The sequence below is a fragment of the Brachybacterium sillae genome (assembly GCF_025028335.1).
Lineage (GTDB): Bacteria > Actinomycetota > Actinomycetes > Actinomycetales > Dermabacteraceae > Brachybacterium > Brachybacterium sillae.
On sequence record NZ_JAFEUW010000001.1, the window covers coordinates 1,575,614 to 1,600,773 of the forward strand.

Annotated in this window: 23 protein-coding genes and 4 pseudogenes; 12 read left to right on the forward strand and 15 right to left on the reverse strand. The window is 70.6% G+C overall.

Features of this window, described 5'->3' with window-relative positions; genetic code table 11:
* Positions 1 to 48 precede the first annotated feature (48 nt).
* From JSY14_RS07230 to JSY14_RS07250, 5 genes and pseudogenes are all read left to right on the forward strand, one after another.
* Complete coding sequence (locus JSY14_RS07230; RefSeq protein ID WP_259558090.1) at positions 49 to 681, forward strand: hypothetical protein; 633 nt, start codon at positions 49 to 51, stop codon at positions 679 to 681.
* On the forward strand, positions 678 to 1,151 hold the full coding sequence (locus JSY14_RS07235; protein WP_204409615.1) for a hypothetical protein: 474 nt from the start codon (positions 678 to 680) through the stop codon (positions 1,149 to 1,151). The genes JSY14_RS07230 and JSY14_RS07235 overlap by 4 nt, the downstream gene beginning before the upstream one ends.
* Positions 1,152 to 1,400: 249 nt before the next feature.
* Positions 1,401 to 2,938, forward strand: a pseudogene (locus JSY14_RS07240) (IS1634 family transposase).
* Positions 2,939 to 3,271: 333 nt separating this feature from the next.
* A pseudogene (locus JSY14_RS07245) lies at positions 3,272 to 3,466 on the forward strand (IS1634 family transposase); the annotation flags it as partial.
* Positions 3,432 to 3,875: a glycosyl hydrolase-related protein gene (locus JSY14_RS07250; protein WP_259558092.1), complete on the forward strand. Its 444-nt coding sequence runs from the start codon at positions 3,432 to 3,434 to the stop codon at positions 3,873 to 3,875. The pseudogene JSY14_RS07245 and the gene JSY14_RS07250, both read left to right, overlap by 35 nt.
* A 42-nt stretch (positions 3,876 to 3,917) precedes the next feature.
* Here JSY14_RS07250 and JSY14_RS07255 read toward each other — a convergent pair whose 3' ends face one another.
* The gene (locus JSY14_RS07255) at positions 3,918 to 4,679 is read right to left on the reverse strand and encodes an ABC transporter permease (RefSeq protein WP_259558093.1); all 762 of its coding nucleotides are present in this window, start codon (positions 4,677 to 4,679) and stop codon (positions 3,918 to 3,920) included.
* A 60-nt stretch (positions 4,680 to 4,739) separates the two neighbouring features.
* On the opposite strand from JSY14_RS07255, the gene JSY14_RS07260 reads away from it, so the two are divergent.
* On the forward strand, positions 4,740 to 5,954 hold the full coding sequence (locus JSY14_RS07260) for an alpha/beta fold hydrolase (RefSeq protein ID WP_259558094.1): 1,215 nt from the start codon (positions 4,740 to 4,742) through the stop codon (positions 5,952 to 5,954).
* A 57-nt stretch (positions 5,955 to 6,011) separates the two neighbouring features.
* Here the strand turns inward: JSY14_RS07260 and JSY14_RS07265 are convergent, their stop codons facing one another.
* From JSY14_RS07265 to JSY14_RS07290, 6 genes are all read right to left on the reverse strand, one after another.
* The gene (locus JSY14_RS07265) at positions 6,012 to 7,469 is read right to left on the reverse strand and encodes a WXG100 family type VII secretion target (RefSeq protein ID WP_259558096.1); all 1,458 of its coding nucleotides are present in this window, start codon (positions 7,467 to 7,469) and stop codon (positions 6,012 to 6,014) included.
* Entirely contained in the window at positions 7,466 to 8,296 is an 831-nt protein-coding gene (locus JSY14_RS07270; protein WP_259558097.1) for a hypothetical protein, read from the reverse strand. Before JSY14_RS07270 ends, JSY14_RS07265 begins: the two co-directional genes overlap by 4 nt.
* A 104-nt stretch (positions 8,297 to 8,400) precedes the next feature.
* A complete protein-coding gene (locus JSY14_RS07275) occupies positions 8,401 to 8,874 on the reverse strand; it encodes an SRPBCC family protein (protein ID WP_259558098.1) in 474 nt (157 codons plus the stop codon).
* Between the two features lie 103 nt (positions 8,875 to 8,977).
* Positions 8,978 to 9,277, reverse strand: a complete 300-nt coding sequence (locus JSY14_RS07280; RefSeq protein WP_259558100.1) for an aldo-keto reductase family protein — start codon at positions 9,275 to 9,277, stop codon at positions 8,978 to 8,980.
* Entirely contained in the window at positions 9,232 to 9,828 is a 597-nt protein-coding gene (locus JSY14_RS07285) for an aldo/keto reductase (protein ID WP_259558101.1), read from the reverse strand. The genes JSY14_RS07280 and JSY14_RS07285 overlap by 46 nt, the downstream gene beginning before the upstream one ends.
* Positions 9,829 to 9,984: 156 nt before the next feature.
* On the reverse strand, positions 9,985 to 10,245 hold the full coding sequence (locus JSY14_RS07290; protein ID WP_259558102.1) for a hypothetical protein: 261 nt from the start codon (positions 10,243 to 10,245) through the stop codon (positions 9,985 to 9,987).
* A gap of 143 nt (positions 10,246 to 10,388) precedes the next feature.
* Between JSY14_RS07290 and JSY14_RS07295 the strand changes: the two genes are divergently transcribed.
* A complete protein-coding gene (locus JSY14_RS07295) occupies positions 10,389 to 11,678 on the forward strand; it encodes a MalY/PatB family protein (protein WP_259558103.1) in 1,290 nt (429 codons plus the stop codon).
* A 120-nt stretch (positions 11,679 to 11,798) separates the two neighbouring features.
* Here the strand turns inward: JSY14_RS07295 and JSY14_RS07300 are convergent, their stop codons facing one another.
* The 4 genes from JSY14_RS07300 to JSY14_RS07315 form a co-directional block, all read right to left on the reverse strand.
* Positions 11,799 to 12,107: a hypothetical protein gene (locus JSY14_RS07300; RefSeq protein ID WP_259558104.1), complete on the reverse strand. Its 309-nt coding sequence runs from the start codon at positions 12,105 to 12,107 to the stop codon at positions 11,799 to 11,801.
* A 141-nt stretch (positions 12,108 to 12,248) separates the two neighbouring features.
* Positions 12,249 to 13,136: an MFS transporter gene (locus tag JSY14_RS07305; protein ID WP_259558105.1), complete on the reverse strand. Its 888-nt coding sequence runs from the start codon at positions 13,134 to 13,136 to the stop codon at positions 12,249 to 12,251.
* On the reverse strand, positions 13,133 to 13,561 hold the full coding sequence (locus JSY14_RS07310) for an arsenate reductase ArsC (RefSeq protein WP_259558106.1): 429 nt from the start codon (positions 13,559 to 13,561) through the stop codon (positions 13,133 to 13,135). Before JSY14_RS07310 ends, JSY14_RS07305 begins: the two co-directional genes overlap by 4 nt.
* A gap of 38 nt (positions 13,562 to 13,599) precedes the next feature.
* Positions 13,600 to 13,947 carry an ArsR/SmtB family transcription factor gene (locus JSY14_RS07315; RefSeq protein ID WP_259559615.1) on the reverse strand — a complete coding sequence of 116 codons (348 nt, stop codon included), beginning with the start codon at positions 13,945 to 13,947 and terminating at the stop codon, positions 13,600 to 13,602.
* A 221-nt stretch (positions 13,948 to 14,168) separates the two neighbouring features.
* Between JSY14_RS07315 and arsB the strand changes: the two are divergent.
* The 3 genes and pseudogenes from arsB to JSY14_RS07330 all read left to right on the forward strand — a co-directional run bounded on the left by arsB (position 14,169) and on the right by JSY14_RS07330 (position 16,523).
* Positions 14,169 to 15,166 (forward strand): annotated as a pseudogene (gene arsB / locus JSY14_RS07320) (ACR3 family arsenite efflux transporter).
* Between the two features lie 184 nt (positions 15,167 to 15,350).
* On the forward strand, positions 15,351 to 16,319 hold the full coding sequence (locus JSY14_RS07325) for a peptidase dimerization domain-containing protein (RefSeq protein ID WP_259558107.1): 969 nt from the start codon (positions 15,351 to 15,353) through the stop codon (positions 16,317 to 16,319).
* 51 nt (positions 16,320 to 16,370) lie between these two features.
* A complete protein-coding gene (locus JSY14_RS07330; RefSeq protein WP_259558108.1) occupies positions 16,371 to 16,523 on the forward strand; it encodes a hypothetical protein in 153 nt (50 codons plus the stop codon).
* Between the two features lie 344 nt (positions 16,524 to 16,867).
* On the opposite strand, the gene JSY14_RS07335 is transcribed toward JSY14_RS07330, so the two are convergent.
* Positions 16,868 to 18,445 carry a variant leucine-rich repeat-containing protein gene (locus JSY14_RS07335; RefSeq protein ID WP_259558109.1) on the reverse strand — a complete coding sequence of 526 codons (1,578 nt, stop codon included), beginning with the start codon at positions 18,443 to 18,445 and terminating at the stop codon, positions 16,868 to 16,870.
* A gap of 569 nt (positions 18,446 to 19,014) precedes the next feature.
* On the opposite strand from JSY14_RS07335, the gene JSY14_RS07340 reads away from it, so the two are divergent.
* Positions 19,015 to 21,423, forward strand: coding sequence for a hypothetical protein (locus tag JSY14_RS07340; protein ID WP_259558110.1), 2,409 nt, complete (start codon positions 19,015 to 19,017; stop codon positions 21,421 to 21,423).
* Between the two features lie 204 nt (positions 21,424 to 21,627).
* On the opposite strand, the gene JSY14_RS07345 is transcribed toward JSY14_RS07340, so the two are convergent.
* The 3 genes and pseudogenes from JSY14_RS07345 to JSY14_RS07355 form a co-directional block, all read right to left on the reverse strand.
* On the reverse strand, positions 21,628 to 22,029 hold the full coding sequence (locus JSY14_RS07345; protein ID WP_259558113.1) for a DNA-binding protein: 402 nt from the start codon (positions 22,027 to 22,029) through the stop codon (positions 21,628 to 21,630).
* A gap of 120 nt (positions 22,030 to 22,149) precedes the next feature.
* Positions 22,150 to 22,563, reverse strand: a pseudogene (locus JSY14_RS07350) (DUF418 domain-containing protein).
* The gene (locus JSY14_RS07355) at positions 22,449 to 23,114 is read right to left on the reverse strand and encodes a DUF418 domain-containing protein (RefSeq protein WP_259559708.1); all 666 of its coding nucleotides are present in this window, start codon (positions 23,112 to 23,114) and stop codon (positions 22,449 to 22,451) included. Before JSY14_RS07355 ends, JSY14_RS07350 begins: the two are co-directional and overlap by 115 nt.
* Positions 23,115 to 23,653: 539 nt before the next feature.
* Here JSY14_RS07355 and JSY14_RS07360 point away from each other — a divergent pair.
* Positions 23,654 to 25,153 (forward strand): glyceraldehyde-3-phosphate dehydrogenase, encoded by a 1,500-nt coding sequence (locus JSY14_RS07360; protein ID WP_259558114.1) that lies wholly within the window; start codon positions 23,654 to 23,656, stop codon positions 25,151 to 25,153.
* Positions 25,154 to 25,160: the final 7 nt, after the last annotated feature.

The following is a 25,160-nucleotide window of genomic DNA, read 5'->3' on the forward strand; positions in this document are numbered from 1 at the left end:
GACGGTCTCGGCGACCCAGTGCCAGGCACAACTGCAAATGACCCGGGGATGACGGAATGGCATCCTGTTGATCCCGGCGCCGGCGACTGGTCCAGTGAGGATGCAACTATTGCCGACCACGCATCCCATGAGGCCGCAACATTGGCCGCGACCGTCATGTCATCGACCTGGCCCGACGCCTCGGACAACCTTCTTCACTTCCTTAGCAACTCTGGCGCGGACAAGCAAATGGATCTCGACGCATATCTGGAGGACGAGTCCGAGATCCGCACTGCCATACAGTCGAGAGAACGAAGCATCGGATTGGCGGCGATCGAGAGGGCCAAGACATCCGGCATCGAGGGTCCAGTGACATTTCCCGTACAAACAGGCTGGCCCGGCGTGGAAGCGGCATCCCGCAACTGGTACTACGCCACCGGATCTGGAAACTATTCCATGCATGGGCAGGTCACCGTTTATCCACCGGATGCCAATCATCCCGAATGGAGATTCGAAATGGACACCACACTCCACTACCGTGACCAGTACAACTGGGACGGATCCAAGTCCACAGTTATCGACTTGCCGGGACCGTTCGACCCGACCGTCACGGATCAGCAGCTCGCCGAGCTGCATCGAGCGGGTCTTGCCAAGGAGTTCCTTCTTCACGGATCGACCGCAAGAAGGACGACAGGGCCATGAGACGTCGAATCGCCCTCATCGGGGCTCTGAGCTTGGTTCCACCGTCACTGCTGACGGCCTGCAGCATTTCCGATCCGAAGAGTGAGAAGACCACGGCTATGACAAGCAAGCCCAGTACTCCTGAAGAAGCACTCACCGCTGTGGGCCTGCCTGTCCCCGACGCAGAACTGACTCTCAGCGAAGGAATCGTCAACACCGAACTCCTCGAATGGAGTCTGCGAGTCACCTTCACGGGCAGCGCCGAGACGGTGCAGACGTGGATGGCCGATGCCTTCGGGGAAGGTACGAACGGCCTCCCCGTCAGTGAGGACGGGGCCCCCATCTCCCCGCGCATAGCGCCGGAGGAGGTGCACACGGGAATGCGCTGGGAAAGCGGCTCCAACCCCAGGGATCCGAACGCCACCTACACGGTGCTGATCTCGTCCGACGGCACCGACGTCGTGGTCGCAGCCGCCCGTACCACTCGCTGACGCCTGCGAACTGGACGAACGGACAGGGCGAAGGTCCAGGCCCTCCTCACCTGTGCCTCAGTCGGCGCGGTGCGATCCACCGCCGGCGGGCCCACTCCCCGCTCCCCCATCGCCCTCGCTGCGCCGCTCCTCGACCGCCAGGAACTGTCCGGTGTCCTGACTTGGACCTCTCTGGGGTATCGACGCGGGTTTTGGGTGTATCGGTGCTGGTGAGCACTTCGCGCCTGCCTGGAGTGACACACTAAGCGGGTGGTGTTCCTGCGGGAGGTGAGGACGGCGTCGGGGGCGACGGCTGTGCAGATTGCTGAGCGGCGGAACCGTCGGGATGTGGTCCTGGAGCATCTCGGGTCGGCTCATACCGAAGCCGAGCTCGCCGGCCTGATGGAGGCGGGTCGGGAGAAGATCAACGCTGGTCAGGGCGTCCTCGACCTGGGGACAGCAACGTCGACGAGCCCCGCGACGATCACGTCGAAGCAGTCCCGGCTGCTGCTGGAGACTCTGCAGTCCGCGTGGGCGGCGCTGGGGTTCACGGCGATCGGTGATGAGGCATTCTTCCAGCTCGTCGCCGCACGCCTGATCGAGCCGACCTCGATGAGCGACTCCGCCAGAGTGCTGGCGGAGGTCGGGATCGACCCGGTGCATCGCTCGACGATGAAACGCTGCCTGGCCCGGATCGCCACGAACGACTACCGCGGCCAGATCGCGACGAGGTGCTTCGAGCATGCCGCGACCAGCGGCGACATCTCGCTGGTGCTCTACGACGTTACGACGCTCTATTTCGAGGCGGAGAACGAGGATGCGCTGAGGAAGGTCGGCTACTCGAAGGAACGCCGCGTGGATCCGCAGATCGTGGTCGGCCTGCTCGTGGACCGGGGCGGGTTCCCGCTGGAGATCGGCTGCTTCGAGGGGAACCCCATGCTGAGACCCGCACGATCGTCCCGATCATCCGCCAGTTCCAGGCCCGGAACGACCTCGCTGACATGGTCGTGGTCGCGGACGCCGGGATGCTCTCGGCGGCCAACCTGCGCGAGCTCGACGAAGCGGACCTGAAGTTCATCGTCGGTTCACGACAGGCGAAAGCCCCGGGTGACCTGGCCAATCACTTCCATGGGAACGGGGACGCGTTCACGGACGGGCAGCTGATCGACACCATCACGCCCCGCCACGGGAACACGAAACCCTCCACGACGAAGCGCCGCAAGGAGCCGGTCTGGGACGCACAGGAGCATCCCGGGCACTGGCGTGCCATCTGGAGCTACCGCACCAAGCGTGCCACCCGCGACAATCACACCCTCACCGCGCAGGAGAACCGGGCCCGAGCCGTGATCGACGGGGACGCGTCGGTGAAGTCGACCAGATTCGTGAAGACCACCGCGAGCGGCCGATCCCTCGATACGGCCTCGCTCGAGCGGGCACGAAGTCTGGTCGGGCTGAAGGGCTACGTCACGAACATTCCTGCCGCCACGATGCCGGCGGCGGAGGTGGTCTCCAGCTATCACGACCTCTGGCATGTCGAGCAGTCATTCCGGATGAGCAAGACAGACCTGCAGGCCAGGCCCATGTTCCACCGCACCCGTGACGCGATCGAAGCCCACCTCACCATCGTGTTCACGGCCCTGGCGATCGCCAGACACCTCCAAGCAGCGACCGGGTTCAGCATCCGCCGGATCATCCGGACACTCCGTCCCCTCCAGGACGTCACTATCACCATCGCCGGGCAAAAGATCACCGCGAGCCCCGAACTCACCGACGACGCCCGACACGTCCTTCAGCGAGTGACACACTAAAGAGGTCCAAGTCAGGCTCGACCGCCAGGAACTGTCCGGTGTCCGGGATCGGCTCATCGGGGGTGCCCATCGGTGAGGCGAGGTCGTCTCCGTGGTGGGCGGCGCGCACCGGGAAGTCCGGGTCGTCCGAGAACGTGCGGTGCAGGGTGCGCAGGCGCTCCTTACTCCGCGCGCTCCTCCTTCTCAGCTCGCTGCGTCTGCTCTGGGGTCGGGTCCTCCGACCTGAGTTGGACCTCTTGGGTCTGGTTTGAGGGATTTCAGTAGCGTTTCTGCTGGTCGTGGGGTTTCCAGGGTGGCTGGATGGGTCACTAATTGGGGGTAGGGTCGGGGGTTGTGAGCCCGTTTCTGAGGAAGGTGACCACGGCGTCTGGCGCGACTGCCGTGCAGGTGGTCGCTAAGGAGGGTCGGCGGAACAAGATCCTTGAGCACCTCGGGTCCGCGCATACCGAGGCTGAGCTCGCTGTTTTGATGAGGGCCGGCCGGGACAAGCTCAATGCTGGTCAGGAGACTCTCGACCTCGGCTTGGAGCGCCGATGAGGGCCGCTACCGGCTGCGGTATGCGATCCGTCCCGACGCGGGCATCGACGAGGCGATCGACCTGGGTGAGGCCCTGAACCTGGCCGCGCGGACGCTTCCGGCCGGGGCCGCCGTGGAACCGGTGGCGCAGGTTCTGGAGGGTGCCGCCCGCGTGCAGACGGTGAAGCTCGCCGAGGACCGCTCCGGTGACCTGGTGGTGCGGCTCTACGAGGGTGCGGGCCGACGGGAGCGCACCACCGTGCGGGTGCCCGGGGCGCGGCGCCTGGAGGTGGTGGATCTGCTGGAGCGTCCACTGCGCGAGGGCATGCCGCTGGGGCATCGGGCGGCCGCGGCCGACACCGAGGAGATCACGCTGGAGATGCGTCCGTTCATGATCACCACCCTGCGCGCGAGCTTCTGAGGGGGCGCGGCGCGTCGACCCCGAGGCGCCGCGCCGCCGCGATCAGCCCTCCGCGGGCAGGCGGGTCATGCGGGACAGTCGCCGGGTGACGGTCAGCGCCGTGACCGTCTGGGCGAGCATGATCGCCGTGAGCACCACGACCTGGAAACGGGCCGCCTCCAGGGGGCTCGCGCCGCCGAACAAAGCGCCGATGAACGCCCCGGGAAGCGTCACCACCCCGGTGGAGCGGGTCTGGTCGAGGTTCGGGATCATCGCGTCGGTGACGGCCTCCCGCGCCACCTGCGCGTAGGCGATGGGGCTGGTTGCGCCGAGCCCCCACCACGCCTCGACCTCCCCGGACCGTTCCCGGGCGAGGGTGCGGAAGTGCCGGCCGGCGAGGGTCGCGGCGGTCATGGCGTTGCCGATGATGATCCCGCCGATCGCCAGCACGTTCCGGGAGGTCAGCGGCATCACCCCGAGGGCCAGGACCGCGGAGGTGGCGACGACTCCCCCGGTGACGACGCCCAGCACCGCCGCCTCGCGGCCGCCCGGAAGTCCCCGCAGCCGCCCGGCGGAGGTGCCGGAGGCCGTGAGGAGCATCAGCAGCAGCACCGCTGCGATCAACCACGGCATGCTCAGGGCACCCGAGAGGATCACCGAGGCGAGGCCCAGCTGACCGATGGCGCGGGCCACCGCCGTCACCGGTTGCACACCGAGGTGCACCCCCGCCCAGCGCAGCAGCAGCATCACCACCGCGACCATGGCGGCGATCCCCACCAGGGTGCGAGCGAACAGCATCGGGTCGAGCCCGTCGAACCACGTCACCCGCCCAGTGTGCGCCCTGACGTGGACGACCCCGCCGCCGCGGCCGGTAGCGTCACCTCCATGCGCCGATCCCGCCGTGCCGCGCAGCTGCGCCACCGCCACCGTGTCCGCAGCGTCGAACGGCCCCTGCGCTCCGGTGGCACCCTGCCCCTGGCGGTGGTGCGCTCCGGTCCGGTACCGGGACGGCCGACCATCGTGGTGGTGCCGGGCGGACCGGGCATCGGCTCCGTCGTGCCGTACGCGGATCTGATGCGGTGGGCGCGACGTGAGGGCGTCGACCTGCTGATGATCGAGCATCGCGGCGTCGGCCTGTCCCGCTGCGACACCGCGGGCCGCGATCTCGGCGCGGAGGATCTGTGGATCGCCGATGTGGTCGACGACGTGGTCGCCGTGCTGGACGCCGAGCGCGTGGACCGGGCGGTGCTGTACGGGGTGTCGTACGGCAGCTACGTGGTGCAGGCCGTCGCCGCCGTCCACCCGGAGCGGGTGTCGGCCCTGGTGCTGGACTCGGTGATCCTCTCGGCCCGGGACCATGAGGCGGTGCGGGCCACGGAACGGGCGGTGCTGTGGGACGGCAGCGGCACCTCCCGCACCGCCTCCCGCGCCACCGTGCGCTCCCTGGTGGAGTCGGGACGGGTGCCGCTGGCGGAGGCCGAACCAGTGGCACGCCTGCTGTACGAGGTCAGCGGCCCCGAGGTGCTGCAGCGGCTGCTGGCGCTGCGGGCGTCCGGGCGCGGCGAGCGCGTGTGGCGGCGGATCCTGCGGTGGAGCACCCTCGACACCCGCCGGGTGCTGCCGTTCGTCCTGGAGTTCGACCTGGTCGGCACGATCGCGTTCCGGGAGCTGAACTACGCACCGGAGCCCGACGGCCTGCCCTTCGATGCCGCGACCGCGTTCCAGAAGGTGGCGCAGTCCTTCCCGGCTTTCGTCGGCGAACCATACGACCTGCGGGAGATGCTGCGGGGTCTGACGGTGCCGGTGGTGGTGCTCTCCGGTGAGCGCGATCTGCGCACTCCCCGGTCGGTCGCCCGGGAGGTCGCGCGGCTCGCGCCGCACGGTCACCTGGTGCCCGTCGCGGGCGTCGGACACAGCCTGCTCGATACCCGCCGGGCGGTGGTGCGGCATGTGCTGCGAATGCTCAGTGCGCACGGCCCGGCGGCGATCCGGGCCGACGACCCGCGGCTGGTGCGGGCGGCGGCCCGCACTGCACTCATGTCGGCCGATGTGCTGCTGCGCGCCCTTGTGCGGGCGGCGGAGCTCACAGCTCCTCGCTGAGGGGCCGCCGCCGGTCGACAGCGACGCGTCCGCACCCGGGACCGGGCAGGGCGGCGGTCACTGCTCCCGGCGGATCTCCGAGAGGAAGTGCCGCACCTCGGCGCCGTCGGCGAAGTACGAGCGGAAGTGCTGCTCGGCGTACCGCTGCACGTCGGGATCGGCGGCGGCCACCTCCAGGTAGTGGGTGTCCCGGTGGGTCTCGATCGCCCCGCCCTGCCAGCCGCCGTCGAAGGTGACGGTGGTGGCGTTCCCGGTGACCTCCGGCTTCCGCCAGGACCCGTCGAGGTCCAGCCACGGGCCGTCCACGTCGAGGTGCGCGATCGCGTCGTCCTGGAACTGGAGGTTGAGCTGCCGGCCTTCGATGACCTCGAAGGTCTGCACGGGTGAGCCGTAGGTGAGGACGTCCTGCACGGCGTACTTCCCGGTGAAGTCCTCGTCGGCGGCGAGCGCGGTGGCGATCATGCCGCCCTGCGAATGCCCCTGCAGCATCATGGGGGTGTCGCCGGGGATGTTGTGCTGCGCATACAGCTGGTCGACGGCGTGGGCCACCGCCTCGGAGGCGGCTGAGGAGGCCTGCGGGCTGATCAGCGACAGGTTGCTGCCCAGGTCGAAGGGGTTCTCGCCACCGCTCACGCTCCAGGTCTTCGTCCCGGGGATGTTGACGATCACCGCCTGCGGGGCGGCCGGGTCGCCCACCACACTGAGGGAGATCGCCGGATCGGGGCTGCGGCCGGTGACGGTCGTGTTCCAGATCAGGTCGCCCACGGAGCCGGGGGCGCTCATCCGGTTCTCACCACCGAAACCGTCGAAGAGCTCGGGCGGCGACGCCACCCCGGTGCCGTCGTCCATCAGGTGCGGCGACCATCCGGTGAGGGCATGGATCCCCGTGGTGAGCAGGTCCCCGGTGACATCGGCGCCGCTACCGATCACCTCCGCGAGCTCGGTCCAGCGTCCGTCGATCACGGCATCACGACCGAGCTCCAGCAAACCTCCGAGGGATTCACGGGTCTCGACGAGGTTCTCGCGGAGCTCGGCGCCGTACTCCCCGAAGCCGGCCCACAGGTCGGTGGCGTCCCGGGTGTGCTCGGGCAGGGAGAGGTCCGCCATCGGCGCCACATCGACGACCGGATCGGCCCCCCGCAGGAACGCCCAGACGTCCGGGAGGGTGGAGCCGTCGCGGTCAGGTGCGGCGAAGAGGCCATCGCGCAGATCCGGCCCCGCAGGACCGGCCACGATGGCCCCGCCGGTGAGCGTCGCCGAGGTCGACTCCTGCTCGTCGGACTCGCGCTGCAGGAGCAGCGCCCGGGCGTGGAGGCCGTCGACCCCGGCCTGACGGGCCCGGGCCTGGGTGGCGCTCCACGTCTCGCGGAAACTGTCGGCGTCGGGCCCGGTCCAGGTCACGGAGCGGACGGTGGTCTCCAGCGCACCCAGCAGATCATCCAGACGTCGCGCGCAGCGGTCCAGCGTGTCCGCATGGGCGAGGACCTGCTGCGGGTCCATCCCGAGGAAGGTCATCGCGCCTCCTCCTGAGCGGTCTCGGCGTGCTGCAGGGCGGAGGCGAGCTGAGCGCGCACCAGGCCATACAGCTCTGCCGGATGCACCACGACCGGGTCGGCGGCGGGGGCAGCACCAGTCCCACCGCTGGTGGCTGCCCCGGGGTGATCGGCGGGGGCGTCGCCGGGACGGAGGGTCAGCAGGCGGGTGCCGTCCGGGCCGACGGCGTACCAGGAGGTCGACAGAGCCAACGGCGGCCGGCCGGCCGGGGCGCTGGTGACCATCAGGTGGGCCTGCGCCACGGCGAGGGGATCCACCGAGGGAATGTCGGCGGCACCGTCGCTGCCGGCGCCGTCGACCGCGCCCTGCAAGGCCGGGACCAGCGGCAGCAGCGTCGCCAGAACAGCACTGAGGTGGTCGAGGCGGGCCACGCCGACGGTCACCGCCGGGGAGGGCACCCCCAGCTCGATCTGCCCGCCCCGGGAGTGGACCGTGTGCACCTGGTCGACGACCACGAGATCCCGGCCGAGCACATGGACGGCGGTGCGCCACGCCGTCTGGCCATGCACGGCGACCAGGTCGAGCCGAACCGCGGAGCGGGAGGCGCCGCGCAGCACAAGATCCCAGTCGGCCGACGGCATGCCGGAGTCCTCGACGAACCCCGCCCGGTGCAGGGCCTGCAACACCTCCGGCGGGAGGGTCGTCTCGCTGGCGCGGTTCGCGGCGATGGCATCCCACGCGGCCTGCGGCAGTCGCACCAGGCGGCTGGGCCCGGGCAACCGCGACAGGCGGGGCTGGGTGTCGAGCTGGGCTGCGGCCCGGCGATCCTCCACGTCGATCTCGGCCATGCGCTCGACCCTAGCCAGGGGAGCGCGGCAGGACCATGGGGACTTCTGCCCATGCCCGGGGCGCGGGGGGGCAGAGTGCGCGGAATGCTCCGCGGGCGGGGGCCTCAGCGCGCGGCGGCGCCCTTCTCCGCCTCGGCCGCGGGCTGCGCCAGGCCTCGGTCGAAGTCGCGGGCCAGGGCCTTCTCCATGCGCATCACGCGGAACAGCAACGTCACCAGGACGTTCTGCTCCCCCGTCATCGTCCAGAACAGGTCGCTGCCGCCGTCGCGGGCCTCGACCACATCCACCCGCACATCGTTGTGAGCACGGAACGGCTTGGTGAAGCGCAGATCCACCGCGATGCCGTGGTCGTCGGCGCGCACCACCTCCATCGACCCCGCACCGGCCTTCTTGTTGCCCGACCAGGCGTAGCGGGCACCCGTGCCGCGCTCCGGACCGGAGTACTCGCGGCGCAGCTGCGGGTCCACCCCCTCCCACAGGGACCACGTCTCCCACTCATGGAAGTCCTGCAGCAGCGGCAGCACCTGCTGAGGGGCGGCGCTGGTGTGGCGGTGGCGGGTCCTCTCGAAGATCGGCATGGCCTCTCCCGGGGCGTCGGGGCCGCGGCGGGTGCCGACGGCCGTCGGGGGGAGCCTCCGGTGTGGGGCTCGGGGACAACACCGTCCCCTCATTCCAGCCCGCTCATTCCAGACCGCTGACCGCCCCCAGCACCTCCCGCGCCCGCAGGTTCTCCTCCAGGTGCGCGACCGAGCTCGTCCCCGGGATGACCAGCAGGTTCGGATGGCGCGCCAGCAGCAGGGCCAGGATCACGGCAGTCGTCGGCGCACCGGTGGCCTGCTGCAGGTGCTGCATCCGCCGTGCGGTCGCGGGGTCGGGCCGGCCCTGCAGCGGCAGGAACGCCACGTACGGGATGCCGTCGTGGGCGAGCTCCTCGATCAGGGCGTCATCGCGAGTGGCCGAGAGGTTGTGGAGGTTCTGCACGCAGGCGAGGTCGGTGAGGGTGCGGGCGCGGCGCACATGCTCGGCGGGGGGGCGTGGGAGATGCCGATGCGGCCGATACGTCCGGCCTCTTGTTCCGCCTGCAGCACCCCAAGGGGTTCATCGATGCTCTCGGGACGGGCGTGGAGGCGATCGTCCAGCCGCAGGTTCACCATCGGCAAGGTGTCGAGGCCGAGGGTGCGACGGTTCAGCTCGACGGCCTCCCGCAGCTGCTGCGGGGCGAAGGCCGGGCTGAACTGCGGGGTCCAGCCGACTTTTGTGACGATCAGCAGGTCCTCCGGGTAGGGGTCGAGGGCGGTGCGCACGGCCTCGTTGGCGGTGCCGGGGCCGTAGAAGCCGGAGGTGTCGATGTGGTCCACCCCGAGGTCCACGGCACGGCGCAGCACCGGGACGGCGTCGGTGTACTGCGGCGGCACAGCGTGCAGACGCATGGTGCCGAAGCCGACGCGGTCCACGCGGTGTCCGGCGACGACATAGGTGGGGTCGGTGGCGGGACGGTGCGCCGACGATGGGCCGGGCTGCGGGGTGCTCATGGACGCATGATGCGCCGGTCGGCTGGGGGAGGGCCGACCGCCATCGGATCGGCCCCGTCGCCGGTGGCCCGCGGCTGAGGCCGAGGTGACATGCCGCGAGCCGCGGGGCTGGAGTGCCACGCGGCCCGCGGTCTGTGCTCGGCGTCCCGCCTGCGGTCAGCCGTTGTCGGTGTCGTCGCCGTCGTCACCCTCGGTGTCCGCGTCGGTGTCGTCGGTGTCGGTGTCGGTCTGGTCGGTGTCGTCCGCGTCGTCGGCGTCATCGTCCTGACCTTGCTGGCCGTCACCCTGGTCGCCGCCGTCCTGCTGCTCCTGCTGCTGCTCGGCGGGGGCCTGCTGCTCCTCATCGGCGCCGCCACCGCAGGCGGCGAGGGACAGTGCCAGCACGGGGGCGGCGAGGGCGTAGCGAAGGCGTCGCATGAGGGGTCCTTTCCCGAGTCTCGTCCTGCGCAGACACGCAGGGTTCCCTTCGACGGTAGCCCGTTCCCCGGCGCGATGGGGGTCGTGACAAGACCGGGTGGTCCGTTTCCCCCACCGTGCCGCCGCGCCCGTAGCGTGGGGGCATGACCCCTGCCGACCCGACCACCGCGCCGAACCCCGCCGCGCCGAACCCCACCGCGCCGAACCCCACCGCGCCGAACCCCGCCGGTTCTGACTCCGCGGTGCCGAACCCCCTCACCGATCTCACCCTCGAGGAGCTCCGCCGCCGCACCTCGGTGAAGTGGCAGCGGTTCGGTCCCGATGTTCTGCCGCTGTGGGTCGCGGAGATGGATGTGCGACCCGCCCCGGCGGTCATGGAGGCCTTGACCGCAGCGCTGCGTGCCGGGGACACCGGGTATCCGCACGGCCGCGGGTACGCCCGCGCGTTCGCCGATTTCGCCCGGAACCGGTGGGGCTGGGCCGATCTCGACGTGGAACACACGGCGCAGGTCACCGACGTGATGACCGGCATCACCGAGGTGCTGCGGGTGCTGAGCGACCCCGGGGACGCGGTGGTCGTCACCTCCCCCGTCTACCCGCCGTTCTTCGAGTTCCCGGAGCGCATCGGCCGCACCGTACTGGAAGCACCGCTCACGGCGGAGGGCCGCCTGGATCCGACGACGCTCGCCGACGCGCTCGATCGGGCCCGGCGCCACGGCCCCCGGCCGGTGCTGCTGCTGGCGAACCCCCACAACCCGACCGGCACGGTGCACACCCGCGCCGAGCTGGAGCAGGCGGTGACGCTGGCGCGTCAGGCCGGTGCCCGGGTGGTGGCCGACGAGATCCACGCCCCACTGGTCCACGGACCGGTGCCGTTCACGCCGCTACTGACGGCGGCGGGCGCTGAGGATGCCGTGGTGGTGACGAGCGCCGCGAAGGGGTGGAACCTGCCGGGGCTGAAGGCGGCACTGGTGATCGCCGGGCCGGAGGCGACGACCGTCGGGGACCTGCCCTATGAGGCGCAGCAGGGTGCGAGCCACCTGGCGATCCTCGCGCACACGGTGGCCCTGACCAGCGGGCGGGAATGGCTCGACGCTCTGCTCCCGGCCCTCGCGGACAACCAGCGTCTGCTGCGGAAGCTGCTGGCCGAGCATCTGCCCCAGGTGCGGTACCGGCCCGGGGAGGCGACGTACCTGGCGTGGCTGGACTGCTCCGCACTGGGGCTGCCCGGCCCGGCCGACGGCGGCCACCACGTGCGCGACATGGACGGCCCCGCCCGGTTCTTCCTGGAGGAGGCGCAGGTGGCGCTGAACGCCGGGCACACCTTCGGCGGCGGCGGTGAGCAGTGCGTGCGCCTGAACTACGCGACGCGACCGGAGATCCTCACCGAGGCGGTGCAGCGGATGGGCGAGGCCGTGCGGCGGCGCGGCTGAGGGTGCGGCGGGCCGAGCAGCAGCTGTCGTCGGCGAGCCCGTCGGCTGCCGGCCAGCCCGGGCGCACGGCTCGGGCCCGGGCGCGGGCGCGGGGCTCGGGCCCGGGCGCGGGCGCGGGGCTCAGGCCCGGGCGCGCCGCGCCAGCACCATGATCGTGACCGCCGCGAGCACCAGCACCACCGCGGCGACGCCGTTGATCAGCGCGAACCCTCCGAGCGCCAGCAGCGGACCGGCCCCGGCGGCGAACGCCGCGGCGCCGAACGCCGCGGCGCCGAAGTTCATCGCCGCGTCGGAGACGCCCTGCACCCGCACCCGGTCCTCACCCTGAAGGGCCTGCGTGAGCTGCGCCGAGCCGGCCAGGAAGGTGTGCGACCAGGCGATGCCCAGGGCGATCAGCGCGAAGGGTGACGCGCAGATGGTCGGAGGCACCCAGGCCGTCCCAGATCCCCAGGCCGAGCGCGACGGCGAACCACGCCAGGCCCAGACGGATCACGGGAAGCGGGCCGATGCGGTCGATGAGGATCCCGAGCAGCGGCGACAGGGCATACATGCCGAGGATGTGCAGGCTGATCACCAGGCCGACGACGCGGATGCTGGCCCCTGCCCGTGCATGTGCACCGGGGTCATCACCATCACGGCGACCATCAGCACGTGCCCCACCACGGCGGCCAGCAGGCCCAGCAGCGCGGCGGGTGAGCGGGTGAGGACGCGGGCCAGCGGGGTCGGGGCCGTGGCGGCCGGGGCGGGCTCGGTGGCGACCGGGCCGGGTTCGGTGGCGACCGGGGCGGCGGCAGTCGTCGGCGCCCGCAGCAGCGAGGTCGCGACCGCGGCGAGCGCGAACCCCGCCAGGGACACGAGGAACGGCCCGCCGAGCTCCCCGATGCCGACGGCGCGGCCCAGGCGTCCTCCGAGTCCGGCGAGGTTCGGCCCGGCGACGGACCCGACGGTGGTGGCCCACACGACGATCGACATCGCGCACGCCCGCTGATGCGGGGCTGCGGTGTCCATGGCGGCGTACCGGGCCTGGAAGCCGGAAGCGGTGGCGGCACCGAAGCACGCCATGCCCACGAAGAACAGCGGGGCGACGGCGGTGGCCGCCGCGAGCACCACCAGCAGGGCGCCGAGCGCCGCGAGGGAGAAGCCGAGCGACAGGGCGATGCGCCGCGAGCGGGCGGCCGCCAGCCGCGCCAGCGGGACGGCCAGCAGCGCCGCACCGAGGATCGAGGCGGTCTGTCCGAAGCCTGCGGCGTCGGTGCGGCCGGTGAGCTGCTCGGCGAGGATCCCACCGACGGCGAAACCGGTGGCGATGCCGACGCCGGAGAACAGCTGGGCGGCCGAGAGCTTCCACTGGTTCCCGCGGAAGGCCGGGTCGGGCAGTTGGTGGGCGGTGGCCGTGCAGGAGCCGGGCCGGGGCGTCGGCGTGTCGGCCGCCGCCCCGGAGGGATCCTGCCCGCTCACGCGCGGGCGTCGGAGGCGTCGTCCTGCGGCAGCAGGCTCGCGATGAGCTCCTCCACACGGGTGCGGATCTCGTCGCGGATCGGCCGCACATCCTCCACACCCTTGCCGGCGGGGTCCGGCAGCTTCCAGTCCTCGTACCGCTTGCCGGGGTAGAACGGGCAGGCGTCGCCGCAGCCCATGGTGATCACCACGTCGGAGGCCTGCACCGACTCGGGGGTGAGGATCTTCGGCGACTGGTCCGACAGGTCGATGCCGACCTCCCGCATCGCCTCGACGGCGGCGGGGTTGATGCTGTCGGCGGGGGCGGAACCGGCCGAGCGCACCTCGATGCGGTCGCCCGCGAGCTCGCGCAGCCAGCCGGCGGCCATCTGGGAGCGGCCGGCGTTGTGGACGCAGACGAACAGAACGCTGGGGCGGGTGGTCATGGGGGCCTCCTGGAGGGGTGTGCGGGTATCGGTGAGGGTCAGGCGATGTCGAGGAAGGCGCTGAGCTCGGCGAACGCCGGGGCCACGATCGTGTAGTGCGCCCATCGGCCCCGCTGCTCGCGAGTGAGCAGGCCGGCATCGACGAGTTTCTTCATGTGATGGCTGACGGTCGGCTGCGTGATGCCGAGCGGTGCGGCGAGGTCACACGCGCACACGGATTCACAGCCCTGGGCGGCGACGTGCGAGAGCAGCCGCAGACGGGTGGGGTCCGACAGTGCCTTGAGCATCCCGGCGATCCGGTCGGCGGTGTCGGCGTCGAGAGGGCCGGTGGTCAGGGCACAGCATCGGCCGACCTCATCGGCTGCCATCGGGTTCCGGGACGCCATGGGGCTTCGGGTTCCGGGGGTCTCGCTCATGCACCCACCTTACTTTGACAGTCATCTATACGACGCATCGCCTACCGATAGATATCCGTCGATACGACTCAGGGAGTGCGATGAGCACCACAACCCCCACCGCGCCGCAGGGGACCGACGCGGCCCGTTCCACCGTGCTGCGGGAGATGTCCTTCCTGGACCGGTGGCTGCCGGTGTGAATCCTCGCCGCGATGGCCGTGGGCCTGCTGCTCGGCCGCCTCGTGCCGGGCCTCAGCACCGCTCTGGACTCGGTGTGGATCGGCTCCGCTCCCTGCCGATCGCCATCGGCCTGCTGGTGATGATGTACCCAGTGCTGGCGAAGGTCCGGTACGACGAGACCCGCCGCATCAGCGCCGACACCCGGCTGCTGATCACCTCCCTGGTGCTGAACTGGGTGGTCGGCCCGGCCCTCATGTTCGCCCTGGCGTGGATCTTCCTGGCCGACCTGCCCGAGTACCGCACAGGCCTGATCATCGTGGGCCTCGCCCGCTGCATCGCCATGGTGCTGATCTGGAAGGACCTCGCCTGCGGGGACCGGGAGGCCGCGGCGGTGCTGGTCGCCATCAACTCGGTGTTCCAGGTGGTCGCCTACGGGGCGCTGGGATGGTTTTACCTGCAGCTGCTGCCGTCGTGGCTGGGCCTGCCCACCACCTCTGCCGAGTTCTCGATCGGCGCGATCGTGCTGAGCGTGCTGGTGTTCCAGGGGATCCCCCTGGTCGCCGGGTTCCTCACGCGGGTGCTCGGCGAGCGCGCCAAGGGCCGCACCTGGTACGAGGAGCGGTTCCTCCCGGCGATCGGCCCGTGGGCGCTGTACGGGCTGCTGTTCATGATCGTGCTGCTGTTCGCGCTGCAGGGCGATGCGATCCTCTCCTCCCCGGGGGATGTCGCGCGGATCGCGCTGCCGCTGGCGGTCTACTTCGTGGTCATGTTCCTGGGGTCGTTCCTGCTGGGGCGGGCGATCGGCCTGGATTACGCCCGCTCGACGACCCTGGCCTTCACCGCCTCGGGCAACAACTTCGAGCTCGCCATCGCCGTGGCGATCGGCACCTTCGGTGTCACCTCCGGGCAGGCCCTGGCCGGCGTGGTGGGACCGCTGATCGAGGTGCCGGTGCTGGTGGCACTGGTGTACGTGGCGATCGCCCTGGGGCGGCGCCTGTTCCCGGGGGATCCGACGCTGCCGCAGCGCTGACGGGGGCGGGGCCGGGCCGGTCGGCCAGGCCCGGTGGCGGCCGGGCCGGTCGGCCAGGCCCGGTGGCGGCCGGGCCGGTCGGCCAGGCCCGGTGGCGGCCGGGCCGGTCGGGCCAGGCCGGGCGGGACCGGGCCGCTCTGACCGTCCCGATCCGGCCGCATGGACCGGGGGCAGGATCGACGGCATGAGCACACCGTCGTCCTCCACGAACCCCACTCCCACCGGCCATCCCGGCGCCCCCACGGGCCGCGCCGAGGGCCCCACCGCCCCGCGCCGTGACCGCCCCGACCTCGAGGACGCCCTGGCCGAGCGCTTCCTCCGCTACAGCGCGGTGGTCAGCCAGTCCGACGCCTCCGCCACCACCGTCCCCACCACCGAGGGCCAGCGGGAACTCGCGACCCTCCTGGCCGAGGAGCTGCGTGCCCTGGGCGCCGCCGACGTGCACGTCTCCGAGACCGCCGTGGTCACCGCGTGCATCCCATCCACCCTGCCCGAGGGGGCATCGGCCCCGGTGATCGGGCTGTGCTCCCACCTGGACACCGTCGATGCGGGCCTGTCCCCCGTGGTGCATGCGCGGATCATCGAGCACACCGGCGGGGACATCGTGCTGAATGCCGAGACCGGCGCCGCCATCCGCGAGGCCGAGCACCCGGAGATCGCCCGCTACGTGGGCGACCGGCTGCTGGTGGCCGACGGCACGAGCGTGCTCGGCGCCGATGACGAGGCCGGGCTGTCGGTGATCATGGAGCTCGCCGCGCGGCTGCTGGCCGCGGATGCGGGCGGCAGAGCCACGGGGGCTGCTGCCACAGCCGGGTCGGACGGCACGGGCCAGGGTGCCGCAGCCGAACCGCACGGTGAGATCCGGATCGCGTTCGTGCCCGACGAGGAGATCGGCCTGCGCGGGGTGCGCACCCTCGACATGGACCGCTTCCCCGTCGACGTCGCCTACACCATCGACTCCGGGGAGACCGGCGAGCTCGTCGAGGAGACCTTCAACGCCGCGACCGCCGAGCTGACCATCGAAGGTGTCACCGCGCACCCCATGGAAGCCAAGGGCGTGCTGGTGAACCCGATCCTTCTGGCGCGGCGGTTCATCGCCCGGCTCGACCCCGAGCAGACGCCCGAGTGCACCGAGGGTCGCGAGGGCTACTAGTGGGCCAACGGCATCACCGGTGACCAGGCCACCTGCCGCGTCACCATCTCCGTGCGCGACCACGACCTCGCCCGATATGAGGAGCGCAAGGAGGTGCTGCGGCGGATGGCCGCGGAGCTCCAGCAGGGGGAGCCGCGGGCCCGCGTGCAGCTGGAGATCGAGGACGTCTACGCGAACATCGCCGACGCCGCCGCGCGGGGGTGAGGCCGGGGGTGCGGGGGTCCGGCGCGGGGTCGCGGGCCACGCGTTCCCGGGGTGCGGGGGCGCGGCGCGGGGCCTCGCGCGGCGCGGGGCCCCGCCCCCCTCGTGCCCGAAGCCCCGCCCGGCGTGCGCGATTTGCGCGCCTGGTTTCCAGAAAGTGGAAACGAGACGCGCAAAACGCGCAGGGTGGCCGCCCGGCGGCAGGGGCGACGGAGCCGGGCCCCCGAGGTGCGACCCCGGCGAGGCGCGACACCAGCTCCAGGGTCCGCGGCACGGGCCTTGGGTGCGCGGAGAACGGGCCACCAAAAGCAGGTCGCGAGCCCGGAGGTGCACGCCGGGGCGGGATGTCAATCGGTGGCGAGCAATCCAAGGTCGAGGGAGCGGACCCGCACTGATCCGTCCTCCGTTCCCTGCAGGATCAGAGTCACCTGGGACGCGCTGTACTCCGAGTCATCGCTGGTCAGGCGGCACAGAGTGTCGCCAGGGACCACGTCGTACGACGGATCCGGCATCCCGGTGGCCAGCGTCCACAAAAGCATCTGCTGGCCACCGAGGTAGTAGGACTCGTATCCGCGCGACCCATCCGGCCGCGCGACGAGATCACCGCCTCCGATCACCTGGCAGACGTCCACCCGGGCGTCCGAGGGGAACACCGTCGAGAGTGCCGGGATGACTATCTGCGTTTCCTCATCGACCGTCGGCTCATCCGCCAGTTCCTCGGGGAAGTGACCGGGCATGAAGTACTTCCACGCGCCCGCGCGGTCTCCGTCCGCCAACAGCGAGATCACCTCGTTGACATCGTCGGGGTCGACCGGGCGGATCGTGCCGACCTTCGGTTTCGACGGTGCCGTGAGCACGATGTCCTCGGAGACCATGCCGTCCTCGGTCAGGGTCCACGTCATGGTCGCCTGGCCGCTGCCACCGCACCCCGCGCACGGGTCATCGCCGAACAGCTGGATCGCGCCGTGTGTGTAGGTGATGGTTTGGCCCTTCACGACCACGTCGTCGAACACGGGCTTGAGCGTGACCCACGGCGTCGGGTAGTCGTCGTCGAGCGTGGAGATGCTCCCCAGGAGCTCCTTCCCCGCGCCGTACACCAGGATCACCGGGTACTGATACGAGCCGCCTCCGTAGCAGGACGCCTGCACGAGGGTTGCGTTCTGACCGTTGACCGTCATCGGTTGCGGCTTCTCGAGGGTGATGGATGACATGGACCGCGCGCCCGGTGCCACCCCGTCGGTGAACGTCACGGTTTCTCCGGAGCCGCTCCCGAGCTCAAGGAATTCCGCGCAGGACGCGGGGATTTCCAGCTCGCTGTTAGACAGCTCCTCAAAGGTGGGGGCGGGGTCGGTTGCTGCAGCGGACGCGCTCGAGGTGCCCGCGGGGGAGGCACTGCTCCCGCCGTTCTCAGCACCCGCGCTCGCCGTACCGTCCGTACTCGCGGTGTCACCCCCGTCTGACACCGCAGCCGAAGGATCCTGGGGAGCGCTGCCCCTCTCACCCGCCGACGGTGCTGCATTCTGGGAGGCTCCCGGGGCACTCTGCGATGACGCCTCACCGGGCAGGGCATTCTTGGCCACGATCCCGACGCCCGCCCCCACGGCCAGCAGCAGTACGGAGGCCGCGGCGAGCGGAATGACCGGAACGCGTCGGCGACCGCGGGCCGACGTCTCCGGCGACGACGGCTCCACATCCTCCAGGTCCGGTTCCGAGGCCGCGTCGGATCCACCACCGCTGAGGCGCGCCTTTGCCGCCTCTGCCACCTCGGGATCACCGCTGGTGGCCAGCCAGCGCAGAAGGTCCTGATAGGTCGCCGGGTTCCGCGCGAGCGCGGCGTGGAGATCAGGGCGCTCCGCGGCGATCCGCCGGAGCTCCTCCAGCGGGCTGTCCGCCGACGAGGCGGCGAACGCGTCGTGATCGTCCACTCCCGGCCCTTGACTGTAGTCGGAGTTCGGCACCCCCGAGGCGCCCGTACCACCGACATGACCATTCATCGCTTCCCCCTGGGGCGGCCGTGCGGGGATCCCGCCATCGGATATCTAGCGGCGAGTGTACAATCCTTCGGAGGGAGTCTCCCTTTTCCCCGCCAGGGTTTTCCTGGCTTCCCCGCAGAGGTGTCACCATGACTGATTCCACGCCCGCCGCGGACGGCAGCATGCCGCCGCACACCCCGCCCAACCTCCCCGCCGGGCCTCCTCCACCCCCGCCGGGCAGCAGCGCACTGACCGACCCTGTCCCGCCATCCCCGTCACACAGCGTGCCCCCCGGTCCTTCCTCGCCGACCAGTCCGGCACCGACGACTGAGACGGCGGCCAGTGACACACCGACGGGAACACCGGCCGGTGAAGCGCCGGCAAGTGCCGCGACCGCGCCCCAGTTCACGGCGGAGTCGGTCCTCGGGCCGTTGCGGAAAGGCGGTATCGGCAATCCCCTGCCGACGTTCGCTGTCGGTGCCGGGACCTACGTTCTGTCACTCCTCACCGCCTGCCTGGTCATGCTGACGACGTTCCTGGCCAGCTTGACCAGCGCGTTCGACGCGGTGGACGGCGTCACGGACCTCCCGGCTGATACTGGTGACTTCTCCGATGTCACCTCGGGGGACGGCCTGGGCCCCGGTATCAACCCGGTCCTTCTTCTCCTGCGTATCCCGTTCCAGCTCGTCTCTCAGGCGTTCTTCGGGTCGTACTCGGGTCGAGCCTCCCTTTCGCTGTTTGGCGTCGGAGGCGACCTGGCCATCTCGCTGCGATTCATCCCCGCACTCATCACGCTGGTGGCCGTCTCCGCAGCGTTCTTCGGCGGACGGTACGTTCAGCGCCGCTGGGGTGGTGGCCGGATCGATGCCGTCGTGGTGCCTGTCGTCGCTGGGTTCGGCTTCGCCCTGACCACGGTGCTGGCTGCGCTGATCTTCGCTCAGCCGCTGCCGACGCTCACGGAGACCTTCACGTCGACCCGTCTGCACGCGGCGGGTTTCGACGCGTTCTTCGGCTCCTGGTTCCTCATTGCTGCTGCCCTCTGTCTCGGACGCCTCTCCGCCCTGCCCCGTCCTCAGTGGTGGCCTCAGGTGGCTGACATCCCGGCAGCTCTGCGGCTGGTAGCTGCCCACGCTCTCACCGTCACCGCCCTCGCGACGCTGATCGCCGCGGTCGCGATGACGGTCCAGGGGGTCCGCGACGACACTCCCACCGCCGGGCTCATGCTGCTGCTGATGTCCCCGCTGTTGCTGGGGCAGCTCATTGCACACTCCACCGGCCTCGCGTCGCTCTCCTCGTCCTACGTCTCGGCGGGCATGGTCACGAGCCTCGACTCGGCGACGCGGGAGACCCAGCGCGCGAACATCTTCGACCTGCCCTGGTGGGCGTGGCTCGCCACGCTGGTGATCGGCGCTCTGCTGCTTCTCGCCGCCTCCGTGCTGTGGGCAGCGGGCCGGACGCGCGTGCCCAACAGCCTGGTGGCCCAGATCAGTTCCTGGCTTGCGCTGCCACTCGCCTACCTGTTCGGAGGACTCGTTGCCATGCCGCTGGCACACGCGGGCTTCTCCGGCGCCATGGAGAGCATGGGTGAGATGGGCGTCCTCCGTGGTTCCGTGGGTATCGCAGGGTGGACCCCGTTGCTGTTCCTCCTTGTCGGTGCGGCCGTGGAGCTGGTGTCCCGTCTCGCGGGGTCGGCCCTCGTGCCCTACGTGCCCCCGCGGATGTTCAGCTGGCTGCGCACGACTGGCCGGACTCCCGCCGAGTCGACCGCCGCTGCGACCCCCGGTCCCGTATCGGGTGCTGCAGGCGCAGGTGCGACCTCTGATGCGGCGTCCGGGAATGCAGCCTCGGATACGACGGCCGGCGCGGAACCCGTCGCCTTCGCCCCCGCCAAGCAGCTCAGCCCTGCCGCTCGGAAGCGCCTTCGGCTCGGGCTTGCTCTGACCGGTGGCGCCCTCCTGCTGCTCATCGGAGCGATCGTCGGCATCAATGTGCTGTCCTCCACCATGTACGGCCCGTCGAAGCAGGTCGAGCAGTACCTCACGGCCCTGGAGGATGGAGACGCCAAGACTGCGTCCGAGCTGGTGGATCCGAACGTTCCCACGAAGCAGCGAGCTCTCCTGACCAACGAGATTGCCGGCAAGGCGCAGAACCGGATCAGCGCCCACGAGATCACGAAGGTGGAGACCGAGGGCGACACTGCCACGGTGCTTGCCACCGTCACCCAGGACGGTGTGACCACTGAGCGGTCGTTCACTCTCCAGCGTCAGGGTCGTCAGGCCGTCTTCTTCCCCGCATGGCACCTGACCACCCAGGACAGTGCACGCCTGAACATCGTGGCTCCCGGCGGGGCGACGACTCTCACCGTGAACGGTGTCGATGTCGATGTCGCGGGTGCGGCCGAAATCGATGACGGAGACGCCACCGTGTTCTCCCTCCCCGCCCTGCCCGGTGACTACGAGGTATCCATGCCGTCTGCCTCGAAGTATGTGGAGGCAGCCCCGGTCACGGCTCGGGTCTCCGCGGATCCCGCGCAGCTCGACAGTACCGAGAGTCAGGCGATGATCCAGCCCTCTCTGAACTCCACCGGGGAAGATCGGATCCGCGCCATGGTGAAGGAGAAGCTCGACGCGTGCACCAAGGAGACCGGACCGGCTCCGGACGGGTGCCCGTTCAGCGTGTACATCTATCCCATGGAGACCAAGGGGACGTGGACGATCGACACGTACCCCCAGATCGGGATCGTTCCTGATTCCGCCACCTCGTGGAGGGTCTCGAGCGAGTTCGGCCAGGGGGAGGCGACGTTCTCCTACACCGCCCCCGATTCGCTGTGGAGCCCCGGTGGCCCGACCTCCGAGCAGACCGACTTCACCGTCTCAGGAACGGTCACGGTCGATGAGAACGGGGAGCTGGTGCTCTCGGGGCTGGAGTGACCAGAACCCCAGTTCACGGATCCCCGACGGGCGGGGCGGCGCCTTGCCGCCCCGCCCGTCGGGTCGGTGGGTGGCCTTTCGTTCGGACAATCTGACCTTGTGGCCGCGCGCACGTCACGACGCAGCACGCGCCGCCGCGAACGGCTCTCCCTCAGCCCAGTCGACGGGCCTGACTCTGCAGTGACGAATCCGTACGGCAATCCCTCAGGCCAACCGCGTGAGCGCCTGCCGCACACGTCCCGCAAATCGTGGACAATCGGCCCGGTACAAGGCGTTGTCGAGCTGCACGCGGTCTGGCCGCTTCGCCACTGTGAATCCGCAGATCCGCCTTTGATGGACCCATTTCATAAGGGTCGGACGGGAGACCTCAAGCCACTCGGACGCCACCGTGCTGGTCCGCTCCTCCGGAAGACGGCCAAGGGTGGCCTCCCCGTTCTCCGCTACCGACGCCAAGACAGCCAGAAGCATGCCTTGGATCCGCCCCGGCAGTGTTGTCTCTGCTCCATCTGCAGTCTTCAGCACGAGTGTCGCGCCCTGAGAATGCGGGGTCTCTCTCGCCAGACGAACGTCCGTGTCGTCGATGATGATGTTCTCGGCCGTCAGCACGCCAGCCATTGCGCCCCCTTCGTCGCTCCCGGGCTACCCGGCGTAGGGGGTTGCGCTTACATCTGCAACACCTCGGGTATCTCGTGCCGGGCCCGCGACCACCCGCGCACGCCCACCGCGTCACCGCCACCAGGTCACGCGCCGCCACAGGGCCTCGAGCGGACCCTGGTCATATCGCGCCAGCCACCACCGGGCGATGAGCACCTGCAACGCGAGGAACACCGCGCAGCCGCCCTACACCGCCGCCATCCCGACGTCGGTGAGCTGCACGTACTCGGTGCGCGGCAGCCAGCTGATCGGGCGGAACCACAGGGTCGCCACGCCCAGTGCCACCAGCGTGACGGTGACATAGCTGGTCAGAGCTGTGCGACCGAGGGGCGCGAACACAGCGACCAGTGCCGCCCGCAGCGGGGTGTGCATCAGCAGAGCGGTGATCCCGAGGTAGGTCGCGGCCATGGCGAGGCCCGCCCCGGCGCTGATCGGTGAGAACCCGGCCGTCTCCGGAGACTGCAGCTGCAGCACGATGAGGGGGATCGACGCGAGCGCACCCACCATGGTGAGGATTCCGGCCGCGCGGGCGTCGGACTCCAGGCGGGCAGGCCGGCGAGCGCCGCCGCGAAACCCAACAGGAGCAGGCCCGGGATCAACGGTGCTCCACCGGCCATCACCCCCGGGACCAGCAGGGCGGCGCCGAGCACCGCGGCCCCGGGAATGAGTGCGCGGTGGGGCAGGAACGTGGCCGGCAGCAGCAGCACCAGCGCACACAGGGCGTAGGGCAGGAGGGCCTCGCCGGGGTGGAGCACCTGGTGCGGCACGCCGATCAGTCCGAGGAAGAGCCGGCGGCGCAGCATGACCAGCCGCGGGTGCGGGCTGCGTCGGCCGGCGGACTGCCACAGGATGCCGAAGCCCACGCCGAACAGCAGCGAGAAGATCGGGAAGAACCGCTCCTGCACCAGGAGATGCAGCGCGGTGTAGCTGACGGGTGGCTGCTGCGGAGAGGTCCACGGCACGTCGATACCGAGCTGCAGCGCGATGTTGGCGAAGAGGATCCCGCACAGCGCCAGGCCCCGCACCACGTCGAGCACCTGGAGACGCGGGGCACCGGAACTGGTGAGGCCGGGCCGGACTCCGCGAGGGTGGGCGGTGCGGGCGGCGGGCCTGGTCGCGTCGTGAGAGTCGGGCTCGGGACGGGTGGCGTCGGGGGATGCGGGCTCAGAGGGCGAGGTGTCGCGGACGGACAGGGGGGTGGGGGAAACAGCAGGGATGGTCAGAGGACGATCCTTCCCGGCGAAGGGGTTCCGCGGATCACCCAGAGGGGTGATCCGACGTCCCCCGACGGGTGGACCCGCGGAAGGTCAGGGATGCGACCGGGGGCGGGATGCCAAGATAGGGGCGCTCCGCTGTGCGGACGCCGTACGACGCACCCACCCCGCCCCCACCCCGTCCAGCATTCCGGACCACCCCTGGCCCGCGCCCCGTGGTGCCGCACCCCCCTTCCGTAGACTGGACGCGCCCGGCCGCCGGTGGTCGCGGCAGCTCCTCATTCGACGACGACACGCGGCACCCCAGGGCGCCCGCGGCGAGGACGCCGCGTCGCCCGCCAGGTGCCCAGGACGGACGCACCGTGGCACACGATTCCCTCACTCTCGTCCAGGACCGCTTCGAGGCCTGGAGCTCCATGGAGACCCTCGCCGAGCGGATGGTCCCGCTGATCGGCACCCTCTACCGCGATAACAACGTCATCACCAGCATCTACGGCCGGGCTCTGGTGCGTCAGGGTGTCGTGGACATCATCAAGGCCCACCGGTACGCCCGCCAGGTGGATGAGGCGGAGCTGCCGATCGCCGAGACGTTCCCGCTGGTCGAGGCGATGGCGGAGATGAACCTCGGGGCCTGCTCCGTGGACCTCGCGCTGCTGGCGAACCGTTTCCGCCGCTCCGGTGGTGGCGATGTGCGCGCGTTCCTCGACACCGAGCTGGCGGATGTGGCCGGCAAGGGTGGCGAGGGCGTCGCCGAGCCCACCGACGTGGTGCTGTACGGCTTCGGCCGCATCGGCCGTCTGCTGGCCCGCATCCTGCTGTCGCACCAGGGCGGCGGGTCCTCGCTGCGGCTGCGGGCGATCGTGGTGCGGAAGAACGGCGACGACGACATCGTCAAGCGCGCCTCCCTGCTGCGGCGCGACTCCATCCACGGTCCTTTCGAGGGCACGATCACCGTGGATCGCGAGGCGAACACCATCACCGCCAACGGCACCGTGATCCAGGTGATCTACTCGAACGATCCCGCCTCCGTCGACTACCCCGCCTACGGGATCCACGACGCGATCGTCGTCGACAACACCGGCCGTTGGCGCGACGCCGAGGGCCTGGGCCAGCACCTGCAGTCCGAAGGCGTCGCGAAGGTGCTGCTGACGGCCCCCGGCAAGGGCGCGCTGAAGAACATCGTCTACGGCGTGAACTCCGACGACATCACCCCGGAGGACACGATCCTCTCGGCCGCCTCCTGCACCACCAACGCCATCACCCCGGTGCTGAAGGTGCTCGACGAAGAGTACGGCATCGACCACGGCCACGTGGAGACCGTCCACTCCTACACCAACGACCAGAACCTGGTGGACAACTTCCATAAGGGCGCCCGCCGCGGCCGCGCCGCCGGCATGAACATGGTGCTCACCGAGACCGGCGCCGCGAAGGCCGTCGCGAAGGCCCTGCCGCAGCTGGCCGGGAAGCTCTCCGGCAACGCCATCCGCGTACCCACCCCGGACGTCTCCATGGCGATCCTGCACCTGGAGCTGCGTCGCGCCACCAGCGTGGACGAGCTCAACAGGCGTCTGCGGTCGGAGTCGCTGACCGGGCCGATGCGCACGCAGATCGACTACATCCACTCCCCCGAGGTGGTCTCCACCGACTTCGTCGGCTCCACCCGCGCCGGGGTGGTGGATGGCCTGGCCACGATCGTCAACCCGGGCTCCCACGAGCGCAGCGGCGAGGACGACGCCAGCGGCACCAACGCCATCGTCTACGTCTGGTACGACAACGAGTTCGGGTACTCCTGCCAGGTGGTGCGCGTGATCGAGCGCATGGCCGGTGAGGCGCTGCCGACCTTCCCGAAGCCGCAGGCCTGACGGGCAG

What these genes read in the sequence shown, in the direction of transcription:
- JSY14_RS07230 (WP_259558090.1), top strand. Translation starts at nt 49, where the DNA reads ATGACGGAATGGCATCCTGTTGATCCCGGCGCCGGCGACTGGTCCAGT.
- JSY14_RS07235 (WP_204409615.1), top strand. Translation starts at nt 678, where the DNA reads ATGAGACGTCGAATCGCCCTCATCGGGGCTCTGAGCTTGGTTCCACCG.
- JSY14_RS07250 (WP_259558092.1), top strand. Translation starts at nt 3,432, where the DNA reads ATGCTGGTCAGGAGACTCTCGACCTCGGCTTGGAGCGCCGATGAGGGC.
- JSY14_RS07260 (WP_259558094.1), top strand. Translation starts at nt 4,740, where the DNA reads ATGCGCCGATCCCGCCGTGCCGCGCAGCTGCGCCACCGCCACCGTGTC.
- JSY14_RS07265 (WP_259558096.1), bottom strand. Translation starts at nt 7,469, where the DNA reads ATGACCTTCCTCGGGATGGACCCGCAGCAGGTCCTCGCCCATGCGGAC.
- JSY14_RS07270 (WP_259558097.1), bottom strand. Translation starts at nt 8,296, where the DNA reads ATGGCCGAGATCGACGTGGAGGATCGCCGGGCCGCAGCCCAGCTCGAC.
- JSY14_RS07275 (WP_259558098.1), bottom strand. Translation starts at nt 8,874, where the DNA reads ATGCCGATCTTCGAGAGGACCCGCCACCGCCACACCAGCGCCGCCCCT.
- JSY14_RS07285 (WP_259558101.1), bottom strand. Translation starts at nt 9,828, where the DNA reads ATGAGCACCCCGCAGCCCGGCCCATCGTCGGCGCACCGTCCCGCCACC.
- JSY14_RS07290 (WP_259558102.1), bottom strand. Translation starts at nt 10,245, where the DNA reads ATGCGACGCCTTCGCTACGCCCTCGCCGCCCCCGTGCTGGCACTGTCC.
- JSY14_RS07295 (WP_259558103.1), top strand. Translation starts at nt 10,389, where the DNA reads ATGACCCCTGCCGACCCGACCACCGCGCCGAACCCCGCCGCGCCGAAC.
- JSY14_RS07310 (WP_259558106.1), bottom strand. Translation starts at nt 13,561, where the DNA reads ATGACCACCCGCCCCAGCGTTCTGTTCGTCTGCGTCCACAACGCCGGC.
- JSY14_RS07315 (WP_259559615.1), bottom strand. Translation starts at nt 13,947, where the DNA reads ATGGCGTCCCGGAACCCGATGGCAGCCGATGAGGTCGGCCGATGCTGT.
- JSY14_RS07325 (WP_259558107.1), top strand. Translation starts at nt 15,351, where the DNA reads ATGAGCACACCGTCGTCCTCCACGAACCCCACTCCCACCGGCCATCCC.
- JSY14_RS07340 (WP_259558110.1), top strand. Translation starts at nt 19,015, where the DNA reads ATGCTGACGACGTTCCTGGCCAGCTTGACCAGCGCGTTCGACGCGGTG.